This window comes from archaeon, from assembly GCA_016432545.1.
GTDB lineage: Archaea > Thermoproteota > Nitrososphaeria > Nitrososphaerales > Gagatemarchaeaceae > UBA183.
This window is the reverse complement of record CP066694.1, coordinates 1,175,010-1,201,341: the sequence shown is the minus strand read 5'-3', so window position 1 is coordinate 1,201,341 and position 26,332 is coordinate 1,175,010. Positions and strand designations below refer to the sequence as shown.

The window sequence follows — 26,332 nt, the reverse complement described above, 5'->3', positions numbered from 1 at the left end:
TGCTATTTCTGTTTGAACCAGTCCGCTGGCCGAGGAGATATCTACTCGGAGCCTCCGGAGCCAGATGGGAGAGATGGGCTCGCTCAAGGAGGGTGACCCTCTGAAGGACATCACCTCGTCGAAGGGGAAGGAGCTGAAGGGCCGGAAGGTCCTCCTCTGCGTCACCGGGAGCGTGGCGTCGATCGAAGTGCCTTCGCTGGCAAGAGAGCTGATGCGCCACGGGGCTGAGGTCCACGCGGTCATGTCGGAGGCGGCGGAGAAGCTCGTCCGGCCGGAGACCCTTGAGTGGGCCACTGGGAATCCCGTGGTGAGAAGGCTGACCGGAGCGACCGAGCATGTGAGGCTGGCAGGAGAGTGGAAGGGAAGGGCCGACCTCGTCCTGGTCGCGCCGTGCACAGCCAACACGATCTCGAAGGTCGCGCTCGGGATAGACGACACGCCGGTGACCACGATCGCGTCGATGGCGCTCGGGGGAGGGATCCCCCTGGTAGTCGCGCCTGCAGCGCACGAGCCGATGTACAGGAACCCGGCGGTCCAGGCGAACATCAGGAGCCTTGAGCAGAGGGGCGTCGCATTCGTCGGCCCCGTCCACCTCGAGGGGAAGGCCAAGATGGCCGCGGTGGAGGAGATCGTCGAGGAGGCTGTGAAAGTCTTCACCGAGCAGGACCTCAGGGGTCTCAGGATCCTAGTGACGGGAGGCCCGACGGTGGAGTTCATCGACCCTGTGAGGGTGATCACTAACATGAGTTCCGGGAAGATGGGCCTGGCGCTGGCTGCGGACGCAGCAAGGAGAGGCGCGGAGGTGGTCTATGTTTACGGGGGTGAATTGGAGGCTCCTTCGAGAGTCGACTCTGTCAAAGTCAGGACGACCGAAGAGATGTCGGCGGCGGTCATGAAAGCCCTGGGCTCGTCGAAATTCGACGCGTACATCTCGGCTGCAGCCCCGTCCGACTTCGCGCCGGTCACGAGGGCCAGGAAGAAGATACCGACGGCCGGAGGAAGGTTCGAGCTGGCTCTCAAGCCGACCCCGAAGATAGTCGAGGTGGTCAGGAAGAAGTGGCCGAAGATCTTCATGGTGGCTTTCAAGGCTGAGACCGCCGGTTCGGACAAGGAGCTGGAGAGGACGGCTCAGAACTTCAGGAAGAAGCTCCGGGCTGGCCTGGTAATAGCGAACAATGTGAGCGGAGGGAGGGGATTCGGCGCCGACGAAAACAGCGTCCTGATCCTCGGGAAGGGTAAGGCGATCCGAGTTGAGGGGCGGCCCAAGGTCGAGGTCGCGAGGAGGGTCCTCGACGTGGTCGCGACGCAGCTGGCCCGCTGAGATTAGCTTCTAATTCGCCTTATTTCTCATCAGAGCGGTCAGGCTCGAGACCGTGAAGGGGGTCGCAAAGTCGAGGAAGATCCTCAGGGCCAGGACTCCGTTGAAGTGCCCGGCGAGAAGTTCGCTCCCCTGATTGATCGCGACCAGCCACGCCCCCACGATCCCGCAGAGCAGCAGGGCCCTCTTGAAGTCGGAGGCAGAGTATTGGATCAATACTCTCACTCGGGATGGACTGGATTTGAACTTGCGCGCCAAGGGTTTTAGAGAAAGAGGCAGACCCGCAGGGGCCGTGCCCTACGAGACCAAGGAGCTCAGCCAGAGGACCCTGAAGGACTTTGAGAAGCTGGCCGTCCAGCAGGGGAGCTGCTGGTGCATCTACTATCAAAGAGCAAGGCCTGCTACGAGGGGGATGACCCCGGATGAGAGGAGGGAAAGGAACGTCCGGGACAAGAGGAAGCTGGTCAAGGAGGACAGGGCCCACGCGGCCATCGTCTACGACGGCTCCAAGCCGGTGGGGTGGTGCCAGTACGGGGTGGCCGATGAGCTGCCGAGGATCGACGCGATGAGGAACTACAAGAAGCTAGGGCCGCCGCAAGGGCCGGAGAGGCTCTGGAGGATAACGTGCTTCTTCGTGGACAAGGACCACAGGGGGATGGGAGTGGCCAAGGCCGGGCTCCGTTCGGCCCTGGAATCGATCAAGAAGAAGGGCGGAGGGGTCGTGGAGGCCTACCCGGTCGTCTCCAAGAAGATGCTGGCAGTGCCGGAGTGGAAGTGGTTCGGCACGACCGGGATGTTCGAGCACGAAGGGTTCGAGGAGGTCTCTCCCCTGGGGACGAGCCTGATGCTCATGAGGAAGAAAGTGAAGGGGTGAGCGTCGTGGAGGGCAAGATCACGGTAAGAGAGCTCGAACCCGAGATGGCGGACGACTACCTTGCATTCTTCGACGAGGTCTACGACCATGACAAGTGGCTCCGATACGAAGAGAACCAGGGTTGGGGAGGATGCTACTGCACCTTCTACGACGATGTGCGGAGCGAGGACGAGGTCAAAGCCTCCAAGGACAAGAGAGGCGAGAACCGGGAAGCGAGGAGGAAGACGATTCAGGACGGGCGCGCAAGCGGTCTGTTGGCCTACGTCGACGGAAAGGCCGTGGGATGGTGCAACGTCAGGTCGAGGGGCGGCTTCGCGAACCTCAGACACCTGGCTCTGGCAGTGAACACGGGCGAAGACGTAGGGGCGATCACCTGTTTCCTGGTGTTGCAGGGATACAGAGGGCAGGGCATCGCGAAGAGGCTGCTCGAGTCTGCGTGCGAACTGGTACGCGGATGGGGGATGTCAGTGGTGGAGGCCTATCCCCGGAGGCCAGACCTTCCGCTGAACGAACATGAGATACCGGGTGAGAACCTCAGCTTCAAGGGCTCGCTGAGCATGTACGAGAAAGCGGGCTTCGAGGTGCACAAGAAGCTGGAAAGGCTCTACGTGGTCAGGAAGAGACTCTGACCGTCTCCAGGACCGAGTGCACTACTGCGTGACGTTGATCTCGACGCCGAGTGGTCCGTAGTACGGATAGTACGGGGCCTGGATCGTGATATCGACGGAGGCGTTAGGCTGGCTCGATGAGACTGAGACTGGAAGGGCTGGGTTCGTCTTGAGGATAGAGAATCCCTGTCCGACCCCGAGGTGCGAAACAGTGTATGAAGAGAAGTTCTGGACGCTCCTGAAGACCAGCACGTAGTCGAAGCTCCCTCCGACGGGAAGGACCTCTCCCGAGCCTGACAGGACTGGGCCATGGCTCGTCGGGGAATCAGCACGGACGAAGCCGTAGAATGGAATTACGCGCAGGTCGGCCCCGTGGGGAAACTGGGTGACCTGGAAGATGCTGGTGATCGTGACCGCGGGCGAGTACGAGAAGAAGCCGAGGACCGCGATGAATGTGACCGCCAAGCTTACGGTCGACGCGGTCCTTCCCTTCAGTCTCGGCTTCCATACACTCTGATCCTTGTTCCGGCGTGGGACTGCCAGTCCCACCAGAACCCCGATGCCGCCGACGAGAGCGATCGCCTCGCCAACTGTGACGACATCCGAGTAAGCCTGAGGTATGCTGCATCCTCCGCCCCCCAGGGGCCCGAAGCACGCCACCATTCCGCCGAGGCTGAGGCCATAGAGCCAGAGTAGGAGTCCAGACGAGAAGACTGGCCAGAAGACCCAAAGGAAGTACTGTCTCCTTTCATTGATGAAGCGCAGCCCTTTGAGGAAATCGAAGGTCAGGAGAAGGAGCCCTGAGAAGGCTGCGAAGATGCCGAGAATGGCGAGGTTCGTGTCGGGGTTGACTCGTTGGCTCAAGGCTGAGAGCGTCATCACCGATCCTGCGAGTACTACCACGAGCGAGAGTGCCTTTAGGTCCCTCATGCACTGGCCTCCTTGCGCAGGCGTGGATTGATAGTTCTATGGACGAGAACGGCCCAGCGGCTACGGCTTGAGCCCGATCTTGGCGCAGAATTCCGAGAACCTTGGGTCGGCCCTGAGTTCCTTGAAGACCGGGAGCGTCTTCAGGAGGAACGGCCAGGAGTGGGTCACGGCCATCCTGTCCAAGGCCTTGAAGGCGGGGTCGAGCCTTCCAAGGCTGGCGTTGATGAAGAGTTCGCCAAAGAGCCTCACAGACTCCGTCGGGGTGGCGTTGACCCGCGCAAGGGTCTTCTCTGCCTCTTCTCTCCTGCCAGTGAAGGCGTAGAGCGTCCCCTGCCCCAGGATCATCAGAGGCTCGTTTGGGTTGATCTTCGCAGCCTGGTCCAGGTACTCCTGCGCCTTTGCGAAGTCGTTGACGAACATGTAGCACTCGGCCAGGCCCACGTAGATCCTCGCCGTGTGGGGCATGAATTTCCTCATCTGCTCGAGGACGGCCACCGCCTCCTGATGATGCCCTGCCGTTCGGAGGGTGAGGGAATACATGTTCCCGGCGGCGAATGAAAGGGGGTCGATCTCGTACCCCTTCCTGAAGACTCCGATGCTCTTCTCCAGGTCTCCGGCCGAAGCGTATTGGATGCCGAGGGTCGTGTGCGCGCCCGCGAGGCTCGGGTTCAGGCGGAGCGCAGCCTCCGCCTCTGCGATGGCGTCTGGGAACCTGTCCATCAGGCTGTGGGCCAGGGCCATGGAGCTGTGAGCCTCCGCGCAGTTAGGGTCCAGCTCGAGCGCCCTTGCCGCGGCCTCCTCCGCGTTCTTGGCTTTCGAGAAGTCTTCGTACCCTGAGCTTGCCAGAGCGCCCCAGGCAAAGCCGAGCGAGGCGTAGGCCCTGGCGAACTTGGGGTCTCTCGCGACCGCTGTCTCAAGTAACGCGAGCCCGGCGCGGAGGCCTTCTTCGGAGCCTTCGTGAACCAGCTGGACGCCCCTGATGTACTGGGTGTAGGCTTCGAGGTCCTCGGTGTCCTTCGTCCTCACCCCCGAGAAGACTCCTGCCTTGAGCGAGCTGGCCACCTTGGAAGCGACGTCGCTCTGGATTGCGAAGATGTCGTCCATCTCCTTGTCGTAGTTTGAGGCCCAGAGGTGCTCTTCGGAGTTGGCGTCTATGAGCTGGACCGTGACCCTGATCTTGGTGCCCGCCTTACGGACGCTCCCCTCGATGATCGAACCTACTCCGAGCTCCCGGCCTATCTCCGAGGCCTTCTTCTCCTTCTTCTTGTAGTTCATGACCGAGGTCCTCGCTATCACCTTGAGCGAGCTGATCTCAGCGAGCTTCGAGATGAGCTCCTCGGTGAGGCCGTCGGCGAAGTACTCGTCGTTGGGGTCGGGGCTGATGTTGACGAAGGGCAGGACGGCCAGCCTCTCCCTCGGGGCCGGGCCCTCGGCCCTTGACTGAGCGCTCCACGACATGTTGATCCTGTAGACCATCACAGGAAGTTCCACGTTCTTTAGGTTAATCTCTCCCATCCTAGTGAAGTCGAGGCTGGTCTTGTTCCTGATGCTGTCGTAGACCTGCTGGGTGATGCAGGCTCCGCCCGGGAGCGCGAGCGGCTCGATCCTTGAAGCGACGTTGACCGCGTCCCCATGGACGTCCCCTGCGCCGTGGACTACGTCCCCCAGGTGGATCCCGACCCTCAGCTCGAGCTTCCCGGAGGGGTCCCCGCCGGAGTTGCGGTCTGTCATCTTCTTCTGAAGCTCGACTGCGCACTCGACCGCGTCCAGGGCGCTCCTGAACTCGAGCAGGAAGCCGTCCCCTATTGTCTTGACTTCCGTGCCCCCGTGAGAGGCGAAGACCGGCCTGAGCAGGGCCCTGTGCTCGTCGAGGAGCCTGAGGGCCATCTTCTCGTCAGCCTGGGCAAGGCGGGTGTAGCCCACTAGGTCTGTGAACATTATGGCAGCAAGCCGCCTTTCTCCGCCTGACAAGTGATTCGATTTCGCAAAGTCCAGAGAGAGGATATAGCCGTTGCCCGGGTGGATTTGGGGTTTAGGTCAAGAGAAGTCGAGAGACCAGGAGCAAGTTCGCAGACGATACCGACCGACGTGCGCTGGACGCCTTGGCTTGGCATCTGTCTTTGGACATTGCGGGCTAGTCTCATTTCTGAGATATATTTATATTCCTCCAAAGCAAAGAATTCCGCCGATGATGAAACCAGAGCTTGCGGTAGCTCAGGAGATGGGAGAAAAGCCGGTTTACGTCCTGAAGGAATTGCAACAAGTAACAGGCTCGAGGGCAACAGCATACAGGACCCTACGAGAACTGCGCGAAGCCGGATTCGCCGAGCAAGTGAAGAAGGGCTATTTCACGGTCCGATCCAGCCTATTCCAGCCGTTCTATCTCTGGGAGACCTTGGCCCCATCGCTGTCCGCCCTGAAAGGTGCACGGCACTTCGGCCGTTCGTACAACGAGAGCGACGTCAATGCTGCTCGCCAAATCCTGAAGGGCACGGTCACTCTGGACTATCGCGCTTACGAACTCACTGGGCTCCAGGAGCCCTACTCGTTCTTCATCTACGTAGAAGACCTGGACACGGCCTCTTCCATCCTTCGCAAGAAAATGTTCTGGGAAGGGAAACGCGGTCGAGTGGTGCTCTTGCCCCGCATGGGGTCACTCCGGAACGAATTGCAGCGGGCCTACTTGGACTGCATAGCCTACGGCGGGAGGAGCACGTTGGACGCAATCGCAATCGAGATTCTTCACGGCGACGCACTGGATTCAAGGGTTAGGGGGGCGTTTAGGTCAGAAGACGTCCTGAAGGTGAGAGAGGATATTGCTCAGGGTAGATCTCAGACAGGAAGCATCTAGGATAACCAGAGAGCTCGGCAAGGTGGTCTTCGTAGGTGCCCTGGCCATCAATCACTACGCCAGATTCCGCGGGACAAGAGACATCGACCTTGTCGCGGTGAACCTCCCAGACGAAGGGAAACTGTCGGGGCTTGGGTACCGGAGAATCGAGGGCTCCCGCAACTCCTGGTACACTCCAAGAGGAGTCAAGGCCGACTTCTACACAAAGGACCTTGGCGGGATACCGGCAGGCTGGATTGTGAAGACATCGGTCTCGGTCAAGGTGGGAAGGAAGGTAATCCAGGTGATCTCGCTAGAAGGCCTGATCGTCTCCAAGCTCCGGGCCGGAAGGCCTCAAGACATCGCAGATCTCAGACAGCTAGTAGCCAGCCGCGGTCGGACCATCAGGTGGGATGTAATCGCCCAAATCGGGGATGGCTTGGAAGTGACGGAATTGAAACGACTGGCCGAGGCTCTGGCCTCCTGAGACTTGAGCGGTCATCAGGAGGAAGGCGCGCCTTTGACTGGGAGAATCTGGACTCTGGGAAGAAGTCAGGCTGCCGGGAGCCGTTTCCTCGAGGGGGGCCTGGTCATGTCGAGGATCTTGTTCCTGAGCTGGCGCAGGCCGTCGCCCCTCGTCGCCGAGATCTTGACGGTCTGGAAGTCCTTGAAGAGGGGGTCCAGTTCTATCTTGTTCGAGCCGTGGTCGGGGAGGAGGTCGACCTTGTTCAGGATGAGCAGGACCTTCAGCGGGTCCACCCCCAACTCGGCGAGGGTCTGCCTGCAGCTGTTGAGCTTGAGGTCCACCGAGTCGATCGGCTCACTCACATCGACCATCAGCAGGACCAGGTCTGCGTAGGTGAGCTCGTCCAGGGTCGACTTGAACGACTCGACGAGGTATGTCGGGAGGCGGGAGATGAATCCCACAGTGTCCGAGAGCATGATCCTCCTGTCGGAGTTGGGGAAGGTTATGGCCCGGGTGGTGGTGGCGAGGGTGGTGAAGAGCTTCGGCGACTCCTCCTTCGACTCTGAGGCCAGACGGTTGAAGAGCGTGGTCTTCCCGCTGCTGGTATAGCCGGCGAGGGAGACGAAGGGGAGGCCCAGCTTGCGCCTCTCGGTCGTGTGGAGGACCCGGGCGGTCCTGCTCCTTTCGAGCTTCTCCTTGACGAAGCCCATCTGGCGCTTGAGGTCCCTGAACTTGACGTCGACCGCGTACTCGCCCATGCCCATGAACCCTGCCTGCTCGCCGCGGGTGGAGTTCCTGACCATGTCCCTTGCTCTGGGCATCATGTAGCGGAGCTCTGCGAGCTGGACTTGGAGCTTCGCCTCGGTGGTGATGGCCCTCCTCGCGAAGATGTTCAGAATCAGCCTCTCCCTGTCCACGATCTCCACCTTGGTGGTCGCCCCGAGCTTGTTGGCCTGGGACGAAGTGAGGGTCTCGTCGACTATGATCGCCTTGGACCCGTTCTCGATGACCATCTGCTCGAGCTCCTGGGCCTTGCCGACGCCCACGCCGTACTCGGACTTTATCACCTGTTTCTGCGTCATCACGGCGTCCACGACGTAGCCGGCGGCCTTGGCCAGGTCGATGATCTCCTTCTTCGCGAACTCGTCAGGGTAGGTGACTATGATCGCCTTTTCGCCCGAGCTGGTCTTGGTCAAGTTGAAACTCCTAGCTGCGCCCGGCTGTAAAACGGTTGCTGAGGACCAGGCCTAGGCCTTGGCGACCGTCGTGCCCATCAGGTGGTCGGTGTACTTCTGCTGGTAGCCCTTCGAAGTGGCAAGGCCGACGATGACGTCGAGGAGCAGGAAGACCCAGTAGATCTTGGAGATGTTCCTGACGAAAGCCTCTCCGAAGCCGGGCTTTGACCCGGTCTTGGACTTCACGGTCAGGCCCATGAGCCTCTTCCCGATGCTCGCGCCCATCGAGGACTCGAAGACCGCGAAGTAGAGCACGAAGAGTATGCCGAAGAAGAAGGAGAAGAGCCCGTTGACTAGGAAGCTGAAGCCGAAGCCGCCCGCAAAGAAGAGAGCGAAGAACGCGAAGACGCCGATGATGGCCACGGCGATGCCCACTATGATCGCGTCCACGACGAAGGCTACGAACCTGCGCAGCCAGTAGTCCTGAGCACCGCTGTCCTTGGTCAGGGCGTCGATGCCGCTGACTGGTGCAGTCTGCGTAGTGGTGGTTGAGGCCTGTGCGCCGGGGACTGGGGTGCCGCAGTTCGGGCAGACGAGCGCTCCCATTGGGAGCTCTTTTCCACAGCTAGCACAGAAGGCCATGTTAGATTAGCATAGGACCACGACTTGAGTATATATGGGGTCGTATTCCGAGGTTCTATCAAGCTAACGGCTCAGAGAAGTCTTCGTCGAGTTGTCGGCTCATCCCCATTCCGCCGAGACGGCGGAAGTCAGGACTTAAGGGAAGAGTCCGATGCTGACCGTTGTTCAGAACGTCACCAGACAGATGAGAGAGAAAGGCAAGGTTTAGCTTCGGGGAAGCCCCTCTCTTCCAAGGCTATGAGAGAGAACAGCGAACATGTAAATAGGAAACGCGGTAGTGCGAGGTCGATGGAGAGAGCGATGGGGCCGGCAATCTCCACATGGGCGCCCATAGCACTTCTTGGCCGTCCTCTGAACGACATTGAACAGAGGAACGCCCCAAGCAAGCTCTACACTGCGGGCACCATGAGGATTCCCCTTCCGCGTCCGAGAGTCGCAATTGTCGGTTCAAGGCAGGCGACAGCCGAGAGCTTAGCGGACGCTGGAGATATTGCAAGGGTCCTGACGAGGGAAGGAGTCGTGATTGTCAGCGGTCTCGCCAAAGGAATCGACACGGCCGCGCACAGGTTCACTATAGAATCGGGGGGCAAAACAATCGCAGTCTTGGGGACGCCGCTCGACAGGACCTATCCTGCCGAGAATAGGGAACTCCAGGCGGAGATTATCAAACGTCATCTCGCAGTCTCCCAATACAAGGTCGGCTCGGAAGTCTTTCCGTCAAACTTCGTCCGCAGGAACCGGACGATGGCCCTAATCGCGGACGCTTCGGTCATAGTCCAAGCTGGGGAGGACAGCGGTTCTATCTCTCAAGGATATGAGGCCCTGAGACTCGGAAGGCCGCTCTTCATATGGAAAAGGCTCTTCGATTCGTCGTTCACCTGGCCGAAGGAGATGGCGAAGTTCGGGGCGATGAAACTCAGCGACCCGAAGGAACTTCTGGAACATCTTCCGTCAAAGCATAGCATCCTTCAGATCCCTGCTTGAAGTTCTCGGACTTTCTTTCTAACGGAAACGTGATACTCACTTATGGTGCCCTCTGGTCATACTCTCCGTGGGGACCGAGCCCCACCGAAAAGCGTTCCAGAGACTATCGATACTATCTCAAGAATGAACAGACTGTCAAATATGGAGACAAAGAAATGTTCATGTCGGAAGTGGTTCCTCAAGCGATCCTGGAGTCCAAGGCTACCCTTCCATTCATGCCTCTATTCGAGGGCAATCCAGTTCTGGTGCCCGTTACCCGAAGCTCGCTCTTCCAGCCTAACTCTCTCTGGGTGGGACTCAAAGTAGCGACAGCGATGCACAAGGTCGGCTTGGGGTCGTCCGTCTCCACTTCTCTAGTCAGAACTCACGCGGTCGGAACCAAGGCTTCAGCTGAAGAGCATTACGACTCCCAGAAGGTCGAGCAGAAACTCCTGACTGACCCCGAAAACATCCTTCTGGTAGATGACTTCGTTACAAGAGGCGCTACGATGATTGCCTCTGCGTTGAAGCTTTGGGAATCATATCCAAAGGCCAACATAGCAGGCTTCGCCCCCATCAGGACGGTGAGTCACTCTCCAGACTTCAAGAAAATAGACGACCCCATTCTAAGCACGATCACACTTTATCGTTCGGGTAAATGCCATCGGGAATCATGACTGATGAGGCTACGCTTGAAGAAGATTTCTCTGATTCACCTGTCTTGACAGGACCGTACTTTCAGGCCCGGCTCCGAAGGGCCCGCCGTGCGAGTTTGACCAGCTTGGCCAGGAACCGGTCGGTCCTTTCCAGATACCGCCGGGTGACCTCAGGCGAGGACAGGAAGGCCCCCTTGAGCTCCGCCATGTCGACCTTGGGCGAGAAGTAAGCGTAGAGGGGAATGCCCGCGAGGATGACCAGCGACCCCACCAGCTTGTCCTGCAGGGAGGTCGAGTAGAGCAGGAAGAGGCAGATGGCGATGCCCAGCCAGGGGAGGACCCTCTGCCCGCGGAGGCCCTTGGCGTCCTTCTTCATCACGAGGAATGAGATGGAGACCAACAGGAAAGAGAAGGCAAGGTTAAGGACCGAGAAGGAGATGAGGCTGGAGAGCCCGGAGAATGCAGAGAGGACGAAGGCGATGGTCCCCTGGGCCAAGAGGGCAACGTACGGCGTCCCGAACTTCCTATGGATCCTTGCGAAGGCCTTGGGGAATAGCCCGTCGATGGAGAGGGCGTAGGAGAGCCTGGCAGTCCCCAGGATGCCCGACTCGTCCGAGCCGGAGACTGAGAAGAGGGCGCCGACGCTCATGATCGACCCTCCCACGGCTCCGAGCAGGGTCGCCCCGACAAGGACTAACGGCACTGCCGTGGTTGCCAAGGTCCCTGAGCTGACGGCTCCGAAGATCACGAAGTTGGTGGAGATGTAGAAGAGCGAGACGATGGCCATGCCGATCAGTATCGCCCGCGGTATGTTCCTGCTCGGGTCCTTGACCTCGTCCGCTGGGAGGGTCCCCATCTCGAAGCCGACATAGGCCCAGAAGATGAGCACGAGGGAGGTCCCGACGTTCGCAAAGCCGTTGGGCGCGAGAGGGGAGAAGTTCGAGACGAAGCCAGGGTTGACCGCGAAGGAGCCGAACCCGATGACGACGAGGAGGAGGAGCGGGGCGAGCTTGATGAAGGTCAGGGCGTCGTTGATCTTCCCTGCAGCCTTGACCCCGACTATGTTGACTCCGGTCAGCCCGAAGAGAAAGAGGGCCTTCACGAGGAGCTGCTCGGGGACCGAGAGCTGGACGAAGTACTGCAAGTAATTCGTGAAGGTGATGGCGAAGACGGGAAGCGAGATGACCTCGGCGACCCACATGCTCCACCCGGCCAGGAAGCCCCAGAAGTCATTGAAGGTCTGGGAGACGTAGGCGAAGGGCCCGCCGACCTTGGGGACGTAGTAGGCGGAGTAGGCGAAGATCATCGCAAGAACTATCGCCATGAGACCCGCGATGACCCAGAGGACCACCGAGAAGGGCCCGACGAGGTTCGCGGTGAGGGCCGAGGCGATGTAGATGTCAGACCCGATGATCGCCCCGACGACGATGTTGGTCAGGTCGAAGAGGCCCAGGTCGCGCTTGAGCGAGGCCATTCTAGGCCGGGCTCATGGAACGTGCTTCAGTCGCGATCTTCACCGCGGTCTTGCTCAGTGAAACTTGTGATCTTTCCTTTGTCCGCTCCAGAAATCGACTTCAAGACGTCCTGTTTGTAGCGGTGGACTAACAGTCTTATCGTCTCATCCAAAGTCGAGGAGCCGTAACTCCTCTGAAGGGAGGTGAGTTCGCCGAGGGTCTCCCTCGAGATCTCTATGTTCGTCCAACCTTCCATGTGTTTGCGTTGGCGTGCCATGATATAATCACCATTGTGCCGATGACCCCCTGGGGAGTCGTCCTGGCTAGCTCGGGGCGCTTGAAGACATGGCGGCTGGGACTTGTTTGGGGCCCGGGTCTAATCCTACTTTCAGGTAGGCCTTGACGCGCGGTTTCCTCAGGTAGTTCCAGTAGATCGCCACCCAGAAAACCCCGGAGACCACGTAGCTCCACTGCGTGGAGTCCCTGAGCCCGAGGGACTCGGGGGCGGAGTAGGTGAGCAGGGCGTAGGTCAGGTTGACCGCGAGGATGACCACCGGGAGTATCAGGGCCATGTAGTACGAGTACTTCCTTCCGAACCAGAGGCCCGAGACCGTCAGGAGCTGGAGCAGGCCCGCGATAAGTAGCGCGATGCTGATCGCCAGTTCGGCGGGGACCCCGAACTGGAACCAGGGGTCGACGGTGGAGCCTGAGAGCATGGGGAGCACGCGGAGGTCGGTGTTGATCGTAGTGGCGGAGGTGTAGATGTTCACTGCGCCGAAGATTCCCCAGACGACTGAAATCAGTGTCAGGCCCTTGGGCCGGGCTGGCGCTTGCGGTTCTGGCGTCCCTGCCGGTTGTGGATCCAGGCTTCTCGCTCCGCGCGAGGCTCAGGTCTCGATATAAGACTGAGGGGGTCGACCATCTCGAGGCGCCCGGGGAGCGCGTTGAGGGGCTCGGCGAACTTCCCGACCATCTCGGCGATGACCTCGTTCCTCCGCGGGGACTGGAGGTAGGAGTGGGGCCATTTGTGCTCGAAGAGCATCAGACGCCCCTTCCTGTCGAGGCCGTAGACCCGGAAGGTAAGAATCCAGTTGAGCCCCTGGGAGTCGGTGCGCCGGACGTCGTAGTCGAAGTGGACTGGGGAGTTGTCGTCGACCCTGACCGTGAAGTCGGCGTAGACCGCGAAGACCCTGACGACGTCGTTGTGCGGGACCCTGATCTCCCTAGCCGGGAGCACTCGCACCACCTCCGGCGGAAGGAGCAGCGGGCTTCGGCCTTCTTGTCATGCCGTATTCGACAGCGATGCCGATTATGGTAGTCGCTGCTGCGAAGAGCGTGGCGAGGGTCGGGCCAAAGCCAAACGTGAGGAGGACGTGGAAGAGAAGGAGCCCTCCGGCCAAGGCCGTGACGAGCGTCAGGATCTTGCCGTACAAGGCGAGCCCGATGATGAAGAAGACGAACCCGACCACGAGCGCCGCGGTGTGGCTCCCGAAGAGGTCGAGGGCCAGCAGGTAGGCGCCGTAGCCCACCGCCAGCCCGATCCCGAAGGCGACTATGGCTACGCCGATGATCCCTCCGATGAGGAACCCGCCCAGGATCCCGAGCAGCTGGCCAAGGGCACCCGTCCCGGCGAGGTACCCAGAAGCGAGCATCTCTCCGATCGAGGCGCCTATCAGGCCTACGACGAGGAACGCGATGACTTTGACAATCGTCCGCCCTGCGAAGATCAGAAGGAGAGCAACTACGAGCAGTGCCAGAGGTATGAGCCAGGCTGGTATGCCGCCCAGTCCCGGGGTCAGCTGTGTTGGTATGTTCACCATTTGCGTGCCGCCTCCGCTCACGCGTCGACAGCGGCACCTGAATGGGCGCTTGGAAACTTAATTGAACGGAATTGAACGGGAAACCTACGAAACTGAACGATGTTGCGACGGTCCCTCTTCTCCCCAGAAAGGCTTAAGCAAGAACCGGGAGTGCGGGGGCTCGGTGCCGCGGTAGCTCAGCCTGGGAGATCGTCTCGGACCTAAGAGCACTCGGCTGAAGACCGAGGTGTCGCCGGCTCAAATCCGGCCGCAAGGCTTGGGAGTGTCCGGCCCGCGGCATCCTCCCTATCCTGGGGGGCGGCCCTGTTTCCCTTTGGGCGATTGAACTTCCATGCTGATCCCAACCCCAGAGAGAAGCGTATAACAGATGCGGAACGCAGCTGTGCGATGATGGTAGAAGCTTCAGCCAGACGGGGAGGAACTCGAGAATCGCGAAAGAGGAGGGACTTCAGAGAGCTCTATTACATTACGCATGTTGATAACCTGAAGTCCATAGTTACGAAAGGAATCCTCTCGCATAGCATGGTCGAGAAGAGTGGGGTGAAGTACACACCTATCTACAACAAGGACATTGTTGCAAACAGAAAGGGGATCAGGACACCGGATGGTAGCAGCCTATGGAGCTTCGCCAACCTGTACTTCCAAGCACGCAATCCGATGATGTACAAGGTCCTCGTCGACAATCCTTTGGAGAAGATCGCGATTGTCACGGTAAGGAAGGGCATCTTGAGCAAGGCAGCCTACTTTACTGATGGAAACGCCGCGAGTTCAGAGACTACCATTTATCCGATCGACAGGTTCGGCAGGGAAGAGCAATCGATTCTAAGGCAGATCGACACAGACTGGTGGAATTCGTTCGACGGGTCCAAGCGAAGGATCATGGCAGAAGTTCTCATCCCGGATTTTGTGCCTCCCGAGTACGTCGAGGCCGTATTCGTAGGTAAGCAAGACATGGCAGGTGCACTAAGAGACGAGTTCTACAGAGACGACCGTTACGTCATGTGGCAGGCTCCATTGTTCTTCGCTCCAACTAGGGAAACCCGGCTTACCCCCTACCTCTCAGTCGTGGACGGCGACATGTTCTTCTCGAGAATGCAGACGCTGACGGTGAGTGTCAACTGTGTAGGGGTCATGGGGAAGGGGCTCGCTTCACGGGCTAAGTATCAGTTCCCCGACGTCTACGTCGACTATCAAGATAAGTGCCGGAGCGGAAGGCTAAAGCTTGGAAAGCCGAACATATACAAGAGGGAGTCATCTTTCGACGAGGAACTAGCCGACGAACCAAAGAGCCTCGAGCATGCGAATGCGAGGACCTGGTTCATACTGTTTCCGACCAAGAATCATTGGCGCGAGATGTCGGACATCAGATACATCGAGCGAGGCCTGGAGTGGATCAAGGAGAACTATCGACAGATCGGCATAACCTCTCTTGCTGTTCCCGCGTTAGGATGTGGGCTTGGAGGTCTGGATTGGAAAGATATTGGACCAGTGATGTGTCGCTACCTCAGCCTCGACATACCGGTCCAAGTCTACCTTCCTGCCGAAAAGCACGTCCCAGACAAGTACATCATGAAGGACTACCTAATGCAGGGCAGGTTATCTTAGTTTGTGACAAGGATTCCGCTCTTTCATTACACACATCTCGACAATATCGATAGCATCATCAGCCAAGCAGCTCTCAGAAGTAGGGCTCGCTTGAAGTCGACTACGACTACATTCAAGGACGTTTCCATAGATCTTCGTCAACCCAAGAGATCCTCGCTTGGGTTGACCAACTACCTTCCCACGTTTGCAGGTTTCTATTCGCATCAAAGGGGAACGGGGCTCGACATCTACCTCCAAAGCAATTATGACGACCCAAGGGTCCAGAATCCCAGCTTCTACGGGTCTCTCCACAAGGTCCTTAGGCGAAGGTCGTACTACAGGGAAATAGTAATCCTACTAATCAGGGAAGACCTGGTGCTCAAGTTCGCTGATGCGAGAAGGTTGCTCCTCTTTACCGATATTGCGGTCAAGGAGCATGCCAATAGAATCGAGACTCTGAATGGATCTGACTTGCTGAGCACGTTACGCAACCAGGTCAGACATGGTTCGCTTTACTGCGAGGTCGATCTATTAGACGATGACGAGGGATGGGTTGGCTTTCCCCAAGACATTGAGGCGATTGTAGTTGACAATGAGTCTGTGGCTGCGTTGGTGGGTCAGAAATTGGCTTTGAGCGGCATAAGCGAAGAAGATTCCCCGCCGACATTCGTGTCTCGGCTACCCGATTGAATCGCGGACTCATCACGCTCCTTAATGACAATCCTCTCGAATTGCTGTCGTGAAATTCCTCGACACTGACCACATCGCAGCTAGCACCGTCAAGGTCGTAAATCGGAAGGGTCAAGGCAGCGCAATTGTCCTGGACAGTTCTTGCTACGTCGCCACGTGCGCTCATGTCGTTCCACACAGACTAGAGGGCCTAGTCAACTGGTACGGGCATGAGGACGCTGAGGAAGAGTACGAAGTTGTGGCGTATGACAAGGAAGCTGACACAGCGATACTGAAGGTCGACCCGTCGTTCCGGAAATACTTGGGAATGGGAGGACCAACCCCTTCCTTGAGATTCCTGACCTCTAGAAAGTCTATTGAACTAGGAACGGTTGTGGCTGCTTGTGGTTATCCGTGGATCACTCCAAGGGAGGAAGACGAGGGAATACTGACCCATCCGCCTACTGTTACCCTAGGGGTAATCTCACTATGGAGGAGCAAGGGCCAACCGATAATGCTAAGTGCCCTCTTACACCGTGGGAACTCAGGGGGTCCGGTCTTCAACGAGCACGGAATTGTCATGGGAATCGCATCGCAGAGCTTGCTGTACGAAGAAAGTGAGCCTGGAAGCAGCATGTCCTTGCCTTTGGGCTACGGCGAGATGATACCTATGTCAATGATTAGCAAGCTAGCTTCGGACTCGGGAATCCGCCTTCAATGGAAGCAGGTTTAGCGAGGAACGCAAAACTGAACTCTATTGTCGGATGCTACCTAGTTCAACACCAAGCCGACGCATAACGCCGAACCGTGGCATTCTTCTCCCAGCCTGGAGGCCCTCATCTCTTCAACTAGGGTTTTGATCGGGGGTGCTCGAAGAGCCGAATTGTTGAAGAGTCTTGAGCTCAGGAGGCTGCACTTCTTCAGGTTCTCGAAGCGAATTCCTTAGCTTGACGACTGCTTCACCCACACTTTCCGTCAAATCTCTCGTTGCCTTGCCCCTGATCCTGAGAAAGGTGCCCATGACCACGGTGAGAATGTCCGAGTCGCTTATCGTGCGATCCAACGCATAAATCTCCCTTACCGAATCGAGCGAGGCATCGAAGAGATAATCGGCGTCCTCTGTTTCTCTTCGGTAACTAAGGGGCAGCTTCCGGCAAACGACAACAACATCGTAATTGATATTGCCCGCCCTGTATCCACTCTTCCCTTCAGATCTTAGGACTGGAGATGCAGTGACGAAAAGGCCGGCTGAAGAGATAGCCCTTCTCAGGCTGGCCCAAGCAACAGGGTTGGAGTGGTGGAACGTAAAGACGATCAGTCCTTCATCCTTCAAGACCCTCTTGCACTCTTTGAGGACTCGAGCGAGGTCGCTCGCAAATTTCGCCCCCCCCTTCTTCGAATGTTCATTTACGAGAATCTCTTGTTTTCTCCTTGATGTCTGACCTGAAAAATATTCGTACTCGCGCTTCAAGACCAGACGGAGCCAAACGTAGAAAAAGTCAGCCAACTCGGAGTACACCAGGTTATCATAGTAAGGTGGATCAGTCAGGACGATGTCGACTGTCTTGTCCCTGATTTCCGGCACTCTCCTCGAATCCGTACATAGGATTAGAGGGCGACTTTGGTCCTCGGATTCAGCTGAGTGGTTTACCATTGTGGAGACGTTTTCCTCAAGATACATCTTCTGGCCTCGCGTCCCCTCCTGTAGATTACCGTACTCGAAGAGAACCTCATAGGGCCTCATCGCGTACTTCTTTCCCCGCTTCAGCTTGGCGTATGACCGCACAAAACTGCCTCGCCCCCTTCCCCAGAGATTGTTCTCACCATATCTGTTGGGCACATGGTACCCCGGTACCCCAAACAAAGCAGAAATCTTGCCCCATTTCGATTCGTACTTGCAGAGCACGTTGTTTGTTTCCAGGGAAGCTGAGAACGCTAGGAGCAGGAATTCGCGGGCAGAAGCGTCCGGGATGCGCTTTATCGCGTTGAGGGTGATGGACAGAGCGAGGAGTTGTCGACCGTTGAAGAGGTCGCTGTAGTACCTGAATCCATGATTGACGGGTCTGCGGTCCGCCCTCCCTCTTACCGATATTCGCTGTCTGGGAAAGTGAAGTGACTTTCGGTTTGCCTTCAATGCCTCCGAGGCTGCGTGATACAGATCTAGGTCATGCTGGTCAGGCTTCTTGAAGTTGGTTCCGCACATCAGGCAATGAAATTGGATTACGTTGAGGCGCGATTCCAAAAACGTCCCCCTTCGACGAGTCGCCTCGGTAACCTTCTCCATGTTCTTACAGGCCTTGCATTTGAACATCCCTCTAGGTACTTCGACTTCGGGATGATACGTCGCTCCGCATCTGGAGCAGACAGGAGATTCAGCCCACGAGCTGAAAACATTCTCGCATTCCGGGTTACCACAAACCAAAGTAGCGAGGACTTTCTTCCCACTCGGCTTTCCCACTACTCTTTCTCTGATGCGAGTCCCGCCCGGGAGGTCCCCGAGACGATTACAATTTGCGCATCTCACCTGCCTAATCCAAATTCCGTAGACAATTTCGGCGTCGTGCCCGAGCAAGCATCTCGTCTTGTAGAGCGCCCTGACCCGCTCTCCCACTGCCTCTTCCAGCTTCCGAAAATAGGCGTCTGTGGCTTTCTCTTCATATGGTTCGACTTCCTTCTTAGTCACGAACCAGGCGACTGGGTTCAAGTCAGCTCCGATTACTTTGCAACCGAGGCGGATTCCTTCGACGATGCTCGTGCCACCCCCCATCATGGGGTCGTAAAGTGTCAGCTCTTTGAGGGAAAGCCCGTTGTAATACCTCTCCCAAAACACCTTTTCCGACTCGGTCGAGGATAGGGCTGACGAGAGAATCAGGGCCCTGAATACACTCCCCAGTCGCCTGGCCCACCACTTATGAAGCTGATAGATTGGACGCTTCGAGTTTCCCTCGACCATTGCGATCTGATGAAGGCGGCGGACGGGCAGGCGTTTCTCGAGGAAGGAAACCTGAGGCCCTGGGATTGTGCCAAGATCTTCTTTCCACCCGAATGCCTTCGCGGCTGTCAGGACCGACCCCTCCTTGCCTCCCTGACCACGAAACCGGTGCTCTTCTTGTCGAATTTCGAAGAGTTCAGTATGTTGCGGACTGGGTCCTGAAACTTCCGGAGGCTGGTGCTCTTTTTCCCTGCGACCCCGCCTACAAAGTAGAGCCAGTAGTGATGCTTCAGTACTCTTGCTTTTTCGATTTCGTTTGCTGACCAAATGAATCTAAGCGACTCCCTCGTTGATCCCTTCACCTCGATGAACTTGTCATGCCTCTTTGTCTTGCTTGGTCCTGCGAACGATTTGATGTCGTATCCTGCAGCTGTATCCCAGGTGCTGACCCGAATTACAAGCCTAGCTTCCTCTACGCAGCCCAATCGCCGTAGCTCCTCTCTTTCATGGTTTGTCACGATCCTTTCAGCGTCTTGCCCTGTTTTCATTTGTCCATCCCTAATGTTTTCAAGTTCTTCTTGAGAGAGCAGGGGCCTCTCTGATACAAGGACGGAAACCTGGGGGGAGTATTGTGGATTGATTTCGTATAGGCCGGAGTGCTCAAGCAAGAGCCCTGACTGTTTGAGAAGGTTGACATACTCCATGAAGTCTTGGGGAAGTGGCTCCTCCCCTCGATAGTTGTAGCGCCAGGATTTGCTTAGGTCGTCCCTCTCGAAGTATTCTCGAAGAACTGGCCGGATTGGCGAGTCGAAACTGGAGCCCAAGAAGACTTTGCAGTTGATGTACTGGCACTCTCTTTGGTTGAAGTCTATGAGGTATGACGGCTTGTTCGTCTTCGCCAGTGCAGTCAACTCCTGTCCGGACGAAGTCAATGACAGCCTAGTGCCTGACTTTACCAATAGTCCTGCCAAGACGCAGAAAGCTACAGTCGACCTGTGGTCGAGTGACGACTGGGTTATGACGGGGGATCTCGAAAGCTGTTTCAGAAGAGCCTCCTCCTCGGTGGACTTCAGTCCGTACTGATCGAAGTACTGTAGAAGTCTGTTTACCTCCTCCAGACTCCTAATCAAACCTTCCCTCCCTCGAGTGTTGTTCGAGGCGTTTGACGACCCTTTCGTAGTCCTCTTTGTCCGAAATTCCGTCAGTTATGTCGCCGTAGTTCACCTCCAAGTTGAATTGACGGATGTCATCGTCAAGGAATCTTTCCATGTTCTGGATCTTGTTAGTGAGGCTATCATCGACGTCCAGGTCTACCGTTTGTGCTGCGTGAAGGATGTGATAGGTCACCTTCTGATCCTTCTTCAGCCCGATTCTATGGATGCGGTCGAGGCTTTGCATATAATGGGCCCCGTTGAAGGTGCGATCAACATAGATGGCAGTGCTACACACGACCTCTCCACGAAAGTTCTTGTGGAGTGAGACAGATTCCGCGAGCGATGCAGGATTCGCAATCAGGACCCTGCATTTCGAGGTGTTCTTGAATTTCGCAACCTCGTCTATCCTGTTGAAGTAGACATTCTCATCAGGGTCCTTGGCTATGTCGCCGTGGACAATCGCCGGGGAATAGTCTTTCAGACCCTTCTTGAGTTCGAAAATGTTTCGGACGAAGCTGGTCCAAATCAGGACCTTCGAATCGGAGTCGCGGTTCAGGTAGGACTTGGCCAGGTCCTCGGCCCTCTGCAGTTTGACAGGTTTCTCGTTGAGCCTTGAGTATTCGCGTATCCTCTGGTAGATAGGGAGACCCACTGAGTCTAATTTGTCGACCCCGAGCTGGAGGTCTTCCTTCATGAGCAGCGCTGGGTTCGACGCTACCTGCAGGAGCCTCAACAGCCTTGCCCTCTGCCAGTACTTCAGCTGTGCGATCTCCTCCCATCTCTCGTACACCGAGCCTTTCCTCTTTCTCTCTTTCTGAATCATGTTGTAGACACGCCCTTCGATTGCAAAGTATATCGACTCCTGGTTAGGGCATGGGGCTACCTTCCCAACCAGCTTTCCACCAGGACCCATGACCTCGCCTGAACCCATCGAGATGGATTCCTTGAAGAATTCCACATTTGGGAGCTTGGGGTCGAATTCGGACTTGCGAATCCTGTAGTAGAAGGACGAGATCCTCTGCTTCAATAGCTCCAGTGATTCGTCCTGGTCCACCATCCCGATGAAGTCACTCTCTTGGCCAAGGACATCTCTGTCTGGGTCGAGGAAAGCGAATTGTGTGTAGATATCTTCGATCGAACGCGGAATTGGCGTTCCACTCAGTATCATCCTATGCTTGCATAGTTTCGCTAGGCGCAAGACCGCGTTCGTACGTTTCGCTTCCGGTTGTTTGACGTTGTGCGACTCGTCGAGGATGACCATGAAGTCATCAAGGCTAAGGAGTTCAGCGACCTTCTGTTCATCATTGCTGATGCTGTGGTAGGATATAAGGAGAATCTCGTTCTTGATTCCTTCCTTGATTGCCAAGTGCCTCTCTGCTCTTGAGCCTTTGATCTCCCTGAAGTTTGCCTTCTTGCCAAATATCAGCAAGTGCTCTTCCTCCCAAGGTCTGAATGAGCTGATGGGTCCGACCACTAGGAGCTTCTTTACCTGTTTTCTTCTCCTCAGAGTGGAAAAGACCGCATAGCCAATCCATGTTTTCCCAGCACCAGGGACGCTGAAATCGGCCGAATAAGGCAAGCCGAGATGCAAGGCGACGGCCTTTCTCTGGGATGGGAGTAGTGGGAGTTTGAAGCCGTGAGGATACGATTCGCTTTGAACTGCCTCTTTCTTGATTCTCTCCCCAGCCCCAATGGACTCGACAAGGGCCTTCACCTGGTTCTCTATGGTGAGGCGAAGTTTCCTAACGCTCTCATCCTGCGTGAAACCGATTCCCTCGCTCTTCAGCAAGTTAAAGGCGTATTCTAGACCAGGCCTTAGATCTGTTTCCCTCCTGAGGATGAAGGATGAGGATCCCTCATCAAATTCGAATCCAGCGTCGTAAACTAACGAAGATTTCAACGTACCACCCAAGAGGGAGCTATTGCCCTCTGGGGCCAATACAAGCACTGTCCCTTGGAAGTGAAGCCGGACCAAGGTCAATCCTCTTTCTTGTGTTTGGCGACCTCTAGTTCAATCTTTGATAAGCCCTCCTTGGCTAGCTTAACATACTTACCAGTCTCCCTCTTTCTAGCAAGGAGCCCCCTGGCCGAAGTGCTGAATTTGTTAAGGTCCAGCGCAATCTGTTTTAGCTTCTCCAGAGGAGCAAGGTCGGCTTTCTTGAGTTTGTATTCATCGACTATTGAAGCTACATTAGTCGAGAACCTGAGTGTCATGGTCTCTTCGCCTCGGATGAGCTTCTTGCGATCTATGCCGGAGTAGAATTTTGCGATGATGCTCGAGGGGTTCTTTCCTACACTCTTGAATACGTCAGAAGCAATGCTCCTCACTGCCTTCTCGCTAGGTCTCAGGACCTCAGGGTTGTAGTGGTTAGCTGACACTAAGTCGTAGAAGAATTCGTCCCTCTTCCTCGTTATCGCCTGTTTCTCAGCAGCCTTTTCCTTGTGCAAGGATGCAAGCCCAGTGTTTGCGAAGTCGTAGTTGACGTAGTCCTCGAACATCTCCTGTTGGTTTTGAATTAGTCTATACTGACCCGGCTTATTGATTGATGTGAGATACTTGTCGATGGCAATGATCTTTTTGTAGTCTGATTGAATCTTGGATGCGCTAACGTCATGCAGGTACTTCCGTCTGATGTCCTCGAAGGTGTAGTGCCTTTCCTCGTAGGCCTCCTTTATGATCATCAGGGTTGAGATCGGGTCGTAAACTTGCTTCCACTCCTTCTTTGTCTGAAGGAAGTTCTCAAGGTCGAAGAGATCGTCGTCGGTGATGTCGTGAGGTAGAATGATCACTTTCAGATACTTGAAGTTCTCAGGGTCGAGTTTGCCGTAGTTCATCTCAGCGGTCTTGACCCCGGCCGCAATCTTCCGGAGGATTTCGTGGAAAATCGCCTTCCGCCTGTTGCCGTTCCGAAGCGTACCGTCTCTCGTGATTACTGCGGGTTCGAGTTGGTGGCTGGTAATGAGCTCTTGCTCGAAACCTGGAGCGTTAGAAACCACCCCGATGATGTCCTTCTTCCCGAGAAGTAGGCTCTCTAGCCACTCGACGTCTTCCTTGTTCGTTTCGGAGACGGTCAAGGAACCAGATATCGATTTGGAACCTGCCTTCTCTTGCACTCTCTCCTTAAGGTATATCTTGATTCTGCGGTTTTCGAAGTTGTAACGCAGCAAGTTAATGTCCACGAGAAAGACGCAGTCGCCGGGGTACTCCTTGTTGCAAGGGCCTATCCGGTTGGTAAGATCTTTGAGAAGTTTCCCCCTGAACTTCCACTGAAACCCTTCATACTTAGAACCAGTTTCGGCAATTGAGCTATTGCATACCCAGTTTCCGATCGCTAGGGCGCGGCTGTGGTCTATTGCAATGCTCAACGGCGTTATCCCAAGAGTAATTCTATATAAGAATCGAAGGAGATTTGAAGCGCCGGCTGTCCAGGAGTGTCCCCAAAACAGGTCAGATCCGTAATTTCGGAACTTACATCAGATGATAGGATAAAGGGTGAGTGTCCTGCCTGCGGCCAAGATAGTCCACTGGCAGATTGGAGCCTCTTCTATGCTGACAATTATCCAGGAGAAGTGAAGGATGTTATCGACCTAGTCAAAGAATCCCCTGCCGAGGTGAAACAACGATACGAAAGGCTGAAACTCAAGCTGACAAAATTGGCGGCCCAAAGATCGTTGGCTGTCAATGTTGGGCTTGTGGTCGAAGAGGTTGCTCCCGGTCTTCCGACGTTCCCTTTCAACGGTGGGGATTGTAGGACCCTCCTCAAGCCAATCGATTACATAATCTTCGACGGACTATCGGAGGGCGGGAGGGTCAAGGAGCTACACTTCGCCGAGCTGAAGACTGGAGCAAACGAGTTAAACGACAATCAGAAGTTAGTAAGACGTGCCGTCGAGAAGCATAGGGTCGAGTATAAGTCGTTCTGAAGATAAAGTGAAAATTGGCTAGCTTTGGCGCTCTCTTCAGGGAACAAAGACACCTGTTCGGAGTTTGCCCCAACCCCCAGTGCAGAGAGATGTCGAGGCTCCTTAACATCCGTATCTCTTATCGGGCAAAATACGTCAGGGATTGGTTTGACAAGGTGCAAGACGAGGTGGTAGTCTGGGAGGAAAAGCTTGGCGAGTTGAACGAGAGAAGAACGGAAATCAGGGCCAAGTCCATCGAAAGGGCCCGCCGAGTCTTCCTTCCCAAGAGACTAAAGTCCGTCTCTCCCCTCTTCGAAAAGCCCAAAGTACAGCCCGAAGACATCAAACTCATCTCTCATCCTGTCGATTTTGTTGCCTTTGACGGCCTAGTCACTAGCGGCAACCTTCGACGCATAGTCCTCTTGGAAAGTAAGGCGAGTGGTAGACTCCGGAACGAAATCCAAGCTAGCATCGTTGATGCAGTTGAGCATCAAAAGTACGACTGGTATACTCTCAGAGTAGATGAAAGCGGGAAGATAACACGGGAGTGAAGCTTGAATGGCGAAACCAAGTCTCGCAAACGACGGCTCTTAACTTGGCCCCAGGGAGACTAAGAAGTCCTCAAGGGGAACTCAGGATGGTCGCAGGATGAATGCAGTAATCGGACTGGGAGACTGAGTTGGTTCATGATCCTCGACAGCTAACCACCGAATTCTTCCCAAAGGTCTTAGCTCGGCCCCTGCCTCGAGAAGCAGGTTCACATAGCTCTGGGTTGGAAGCAACAGTACCGAGCCTCTTCCCAAATTTTTCTGTTCAATGGCTTTCCTGGCCCAAGCAGTGGGAGAGCCATGTTCACTCTTGAAGGGGGGGTTTACGTAATTCATCTTGCCCCATTGAGTTCCTAGCCCGTCGAACGGCAGAATCGATTCTCCCGGAGACGGGCAAGGATCGAAATCAAAGTGGAACTCGTCGTTCAGTTGATTGTAGACTTCAGGAGGAGTTAGCCAATATCTCTTTAGAACTTTCCTCCTTCCGCTTCGCTCTCGGGGTGGTCCACTGCGCACTTGGTTCCACTGGTTCTCGATATCTTGCCCCGGCATTTTACGCCCACTAAGAACTAGAGGTATTCGGAGGGAATGTTAGAACAAGCACGTCTTTGACCGCCAAGAGTCTCATCAGCATGGGTGAGGTCAAAGGAGTTCTTGAAAGCGCCTAAATAATGGGCAGTGTCACCAGGTTCGTTGAGATACTGGGTCTTCTCAACCACCCCGGAGAACTTTAGGATAGCGTTTGAGAACAAGATTTGGGCTGTTGATACTGTTTCAAAGAAAAATTTGGTTTCTCACGGAGACAGGATTGTGTTCTATGTCAAGGGAACAGGTGAATTCAAAGGAGCAGTAGAAATCAGCGGACAATGGTCCAGAGTGCAAGATATGGTTTGGAAGGAGGAAGTCGAAGATCATGAGGTCTACTGGCCTTGGCGTGCCGCGACAAGATGGCTCGCGACGGGACGGGTGAACGCGAAGGAAGTGGCATCTAGGCTTTCATTTGTTGGTAACAAGAGCACATGGTACGTCTACCTCATGGGCACGCCCGCGAACTTCCGAAGGGAAATTTCTGAAGCGGATTACAACCTTGTTGTATCGGAGATGCAGGCAGTCGGAGCCCACCTCGCACAAGTCGAAGTCCCCCTGATCGGGCGGAAGGGCTCTACATCCTCCACGATATTCGAACCCCCCACGACTGATCAAACTCACACTGAAATTCAGTACAGCCTGATCAAGCTTGGTAAGTATGGAGGTTGCGAGGTCTGGGTTCCACGAGCAGACAGAAGTCGTTCCTACAGTGATGAGAAATTCCTTGGTTTGACGCTTGACAACTTGCCCCAACTTGGATTTGGTGAAAAGACCCAAAGAATTGTCGAGAATATTGATGTCTTGTGGTTGCGGAATAACCTCATCCTCGCAGCCTTCGAGATTGAACACACCACGTCAATATACAGTGGTCTCTTGAGAATGTCGGACTTGATTGCAGTTCAACCGAACACTCGCTTCCCCTTGTTCATAGTCGTCCCTGAAGAACGTAGGGGAAAAGCCAAGGAGGAGATGACACGTCCGACATTCGAGAGTCTAAGTCCGCCTATTTCCAAGATATGCAAGGTTTGGACGTATGATGACCTAACGATGGCCCACGAGGAGGTAAGCAAAGCACGTTTCCCTCCAACTTGGAATCACGAGAATGTCACGAGGTTAGGGGAGCCTGTCCGATTATGACAGGGAGTTTGTCAATAGGTATATGGAAGGTCCGGGTAAGCGCTGGGGACCACGCAGGTCCTTGGTTATCGTTTGACGACC

Annotated in this window: 27 protein-coding genes and 1 tRNA gene; 14 read left to right on the top strand and 14 right to left on the bottom strand. The window is 55.9% G+C overall.

Annotated elements, in window-relative coordinates:
• Positions 1-64: 64 nt before the first annotated feature.
• Positions 65-1,321: a bifunctional phosphopantothenoylcysteine decarboxylase/phosphopantothenate--cysteine ligase CoaBC gene (coaBC, locus tag HY247_06695; GenBank protein QQG48426.1), complete on the top strand. Its 1,257-nt coding sequence runs from the start codon at positions 65-67 to the stop codon at positions 1,319-1,321.
• Positions 1,322-1,330: 9 nt separating this feature from the next.
• Here coaBC and HY247_06690 read toward each other — a convergent pair whose 3' ends face one another.
• Positions 1,331-1,534, bottom strand: a complete 204-nt coding sequence (locus tag HY247_06690; protein ID QQG48425.1) for a hypothetical protein — start codon at positions 1,532-1,534, stop codon at positions 1,331-1,333.
• Positions 1,535-1,610: 76 nt separating this feature from the next.
• Here HY247_06690 and HY247_06685 point away from each other — a divergent pair, with 76 nt between their 5' ends.
• Together HY247_06685 and HY247_06680 are read left to right on the top strand one after the other, a co-directional pair.
• A complete protein-coding gene (locus HY247_06685; GenBank protein QQG48424.1) occupies positions 1,611-2,192 on the top strand; it encodes a GNAT family N-acetyltransferase in 582 nt (193 codons plus the stop codon).
• The gene (locus HY247_06680; GenBank protein ID QQG48423.1) at positions 2,189-2,821 is read left to right on the top strand and encodes a GNAT family N-acetyltransferase; all 633 of its coding nucleotides are present in this window, start codon (positions 2,189-2,191) and stop codon (positions 2,819-2,821) included. The genes HY247_06685 and HY247_06680 overlap by 4 nt, the downstream gene beginning before the upstream one ends.
• A 21-nt stretch (positions 2,822-2,842) precedes the next feature.
• On the opposite strand, the gene HY247_06675 is transcribed toward HY247_06680, so the two are convergent.
• Positions 2,843-3,730 (bottom strand): hypothetical protein, encoded by an 888-nt coding sequence (locus HY247_06675; protein QQG48422.1) that lies wholly within the window; start codon positions 3,728-3,730, stop codon positions 2,843-2,845.
• A gap of 60 nt (positions 3,731-3,790) precedes the next feature.
• On the bottom strand, positions 3,791-5,701 hold the full coding sequence (locus HY247_06670; GenBank protein ID QQG48421.1) for a tetratricopeptide repeat protein: 1,911 nt from the start codon (positions 5,699-5,701) through the stop codon (positions 3,791-3,793).
• A gap of 217 nt (positions 5,702-5,918) precedes the next feature.
• On the opposite strand from HY247_06670, the gene HY247_06665 reads away from it, so the two are divergent.
• Together HY247_06665 and HY247_06660 are read left to right on the top strand one after the other, a co-directional pair.
• Positions 5,919-6,581, top strand: a complete 663-nt coding sequence (locus tag HY247_06665) for a hypothetical protein (GenBank protein ID QQG48420.1) — start codon at positions 5,919-5,921, stop codon at positions 6,579-6,581.
• Positions 6,547-7,047, top strand: coding sequence for a nucleotidyltransferase (locus HY247_06660; protein QQG48419.1), 501 nt, complete (start codon positions 6,547-6,549; stop codon positions 7,045-7,047). Before HY247_06665 ends, HY247_06660 begins: the two co-directional genes overlap by 35 nt.
• Before the next feature lie 65 nt (positions 7,048-7,112).
• Here the strand turns inward: HY247_06660 and hflX are convergent, their stop codons facing one another.
• Positions 7,113-8,222 (bottom strand): GTPase HflX, encoded by a 1,110-nt coding sequence (gene hflX, locus HY247_06655; GenBank protein ID QQG48418.1) that lies wholly within the window; start codon positions 8,220-8,222, stop codon positions 7,113-7,115.
• 51 nt (positions 8,223-8,273) lie between these two features.
• Complete coding sequence (locus HY247_06650; GenBank protein QQG48417.1) at positions 8,274-8,843, bottom strand: RDD family protein; 570 nt, start codon at positions 8,841-8,843, stop codon at positions 8,274-8,276.
• Between the two features lie 288 nt (positions 8,844-9,131).
• On the opposite strand from HY247_06650, the gene HY247_06645 reads away from it, so the two are divergent.
• Positions 9,132-9,827, top strand: coding sequence for a DNA-processing protein DprA (locus tag HY247_06645; GenBank protein QQG48416.1), 696 nt, complete (start codon positions 9,132-9,134; stop codon positions 9,825-9,827).
• Positions 9,824-10,483 (top strand): phosphoribosyltransferase, encoded by a 660-nt coding sequence (locus tag HY247_06640; GenBank protein ID QQG48415.1) that lies wholly within the window; start codon positions 9,824-9,826, stop codon positions 10,481-10,483. Before HY247_06645 ends, HY247_06640 begins: the two co-directional genes overlap by 4 nt.
• Positions 10,484-10,544: 61 nt before the next feature.
• On the opposite strand, the gene HY247_06635 is transcribed toward HY247_06640, so the two are convergent.
• From HY247_06635 to HY247_06615, 5 genes are all read right to left on the bottom strand, one after another.
• Complete coding sequence (locus tag HY247_06635; GenBank protein QQG48414.1) at positions 10,545-11,936, bottom strand: amino acid permease; 1,392 nt, start codon at positions 11,934-11,936, stop codon at positions 10,545-10,547.
• A gap of 26 nt (positions 11,937-11,962) precedes the next feature.
• Entirely contained in the window at positions 11,963-12,172 is a 210-nt protein-coding gene (locus HY247_06630) for a hypothetical protein (protein ID QQG48413.1), read from the bottom strand.
• Between the two features lie 67 nt (positions 12,173-12,239).
• The gene (locus tag HY247_06625) at positions 12,240-12,686 is read right to left on the bottom strand and encodes a hypothetical protein (GenBank protein QQG48412.1); all 447 of its coding nucleotides are present in this window, start codon (positions 12,684-12,686) and stop codon (positions 12,240-12,242) included.
• A gap of 35 nt (positions 12,687-12,721) precedes the next feature.
• The gene (locus tag HY247_06620) at positions 12,722-13,153 is read right to left on the bottom strand and encodes a hypothetical protein (protein ID QQG48411.1); all 432 of its coding nucleotides are present in this window, start codon (positions 13,151-13,153) and stop codon (positions 12,722-12,724) included.
• Positions 13,140-13,736, bottom strand: a complete 597-nt coding sequence (locus tag HY247_06615; protein ID QQG48410.1) for a hypothetical protein — start codon at positions 13,734-13,736, stop codon at positions 13,140-13,142. Before HY247_06615 ends, HY247_06620 begins: the two co-directional genes overlap by 14 nt.
• 165 nt (positions 13,737-13,901) lie before the next feature.
• Here HY247_06615 and HY247_06610 point away from each other — a divergent pair.
• From HY247_06610 to HY247_06595, 4 genes are all read left to right on the top strand, one after another.
• Positions 13,902-14,015, top strand: a tRNA-Phe gene (locus HY247_06610).
• Between the two features lie 111 nt (positions 14,016-14,126).
• Complete coding sequence (locus tag HY247_06605; protein ID QQG49583.1) at positions 14,127-15,341, top strand: DUF4433 domain-containing protein; 1,215 nt, start codon at positions 14,127-14,129, stop codon at positions 15,339-15,341.
• A gap of 90 nt (positions 15,342-15,431) precedes the next feature.
• The gene (locus HY247_06600) at positions 15,432-16,010 is read left to right on the top strand and encodes a hypothetical protein (GenBank protein QQG48409.1); all 579 of its coding nucleotides are present in this window, start codon (positions 15,432-15,434) and stop codon (positions 16,008-16,010) included.
• Positions 16,011-16,059: 49 nt separating this feature from the next.
• On the top strand, positions 16,060-16,722 hold the full coding sequence (locus HY247_06595; GenBank protein QQG48408.1) for a trypsin-like peptidase domain-containing protein: 663 nt from the start codon (positions 16,060-16,062) through the stop codon (positions 16,720-16,722).
• Positions 16,723-16,833: 111 nt separating this feature from the next.
• On the opposite strand, the gene HY247_06590 is transcribed toward HY247_06595, so the two are convergent.
• From HY247_06590 to HY247_06575, 4 genes are all read right to left on the bottom strand, one after another.
• Complete coding sequence (locus HY247_06590; protein ID QQG48407.1) at positions 16,834-18,942, bottom strand: DUF1156 domain-containing protein; 2,109 nt, start codon at positions 18,940-18,942, stop codon at positions 16,834-16,836.
• A 107-nt stretch (positions 18,943-19,049) separates the two neighbouring features.
• Positions 19,050-19,832 (bottom strand): DUF3883 domain-containing protein, encoded by a 783-nt coding sequence (locus HY247_06585; protein ID QQG48406.1) that lies wholly within the window; start codon positions 19,830-19,832, stop codon positions 19,050-19,052.
• A gap of 211 nt (positions 19,833-20,043) precedes the next feature.
• Positions 20,044-22,014, bottom strand: a complete 1,971-nt coding sequence (locus HY247_06580; protein ID QQG48405.1) for a DEAD/DEAH box helicase — start codon at positions 22,012-22,014, stop codon at positions 20,044-20,046.
• 38 nt (positions 22,015-22,052) lie between these two features.
• Complete coding sequence (locus tag HY247_06575) at positions 22,053-23,441, bottom strand: hypothetical protein (GenBank protein QQG48404.1); 1,389 nt, start codon at positions 23,439-23,441, stop codon at positions 22,053-22,055.
• 66 nt (positions 23,442-23,507) lie between these two features.
• Between HY247_06575 and HY247_06570 the strand changes: the two genes are divergently transcribed.
• From HY247_06570 to HY247_06560, 3 genes are all read left to right on the top strand, one after another.
• Entirely contained in the window at positions 23,508-23,999 is a 492-nt protein-coding gene (locus tag HY247_06570; protein QQG48403.1) for a hypothetical protein, read from the top strand.
• 14 nt (positions 24,000-24,013) lie between these two features.
• Entirely contained in the window at positions 24,014-24,529 is a 516-nt protein-coding gene (locus HY247_06565) for a hypothetical protein (protein QQG48402.1), read from the top strand.
• Between the two features lie 690 nt (positions 24,530-25,219).
• The gene (locus HY247_06560; protein QQG48401.1) at positions 25,220-26,251 is read left to right on the top strand and encodes an EVE domain-containing protein; all 1,032 of its coding nucleotides are present in this window, start codon (positions 25,220-25,222) and stop codon (positions 26,249-26,251) included.
• Positions 26,252-26,332: the final 81 nt, after the last annotated feature.

Coding starts and splice junctions, on each gene's coding strand:
- coaBC (QQG48426.1), top strand. CDS start 65: ATGGGAGAGATGGGCTCGCTCAAGGAGGGTGACCCTCTGAAGGACATC.
- HY247_06675 (QQG48422.1), bottom strand. CDS start 3,730: ATGAGGGACCTAAAGGCACTCTCGCTCGTGGTAGTACTCGCAGGATCG.
- HY247_06665 (QQG48420.1), top strand. CDS start 5,919: ATGATGAAACCAGAGCTTGCGGTAGCTCAGGAGATGGGAGAAAAGCCG.
- HY247_06650 (QQG48417.1), bottom strand. CDS start 8,843: ATGGCCTTCTGTGCTAGCTGTGGAAAAGAGCTCCCAATGGGAGCGCTC.
- HY247_06645 (QQG48416.1), top strand. CDS start 9,132: ATGGAGAGAGCGATGGGGCCGGCAATCTCCACATGGGCGCCCATAGCA.
- HY247_06635 (QQG48414.1), bottom strand. CDS start 11,936: ATGGCCTCGCTCAAGCGCGACCTGGGCCTCTTCGACCTGACCAACATC.
- HY247_06630 (QQG48413.1), bottom strand. CDS start 12,172: ATGGAAGGTTGGACGAACATAGAGATCTCGAGGGAGACCCTCGGCGAA.
- HY247_06615 (QQG48410.1), bottom strand. CDS start 13,736: ATGGTGAACATACCAACACAGCTGACCCCGGGACTGGGCGGCATACCA.
- HY247_06605 (QQG49583.1), top strand. CDS start 14,127: ATGGTAGAAGCTTCAGCCAGACGGGGAGGAACTCGAGAATCGCGAAAG.
- HY247_06590 (QQG48407.1), bottom strand. CDS start 18,942: ATGGTCGAGGGAAACTCGAAGCGTCCAATCTATCAGCTTCATAAGTGG.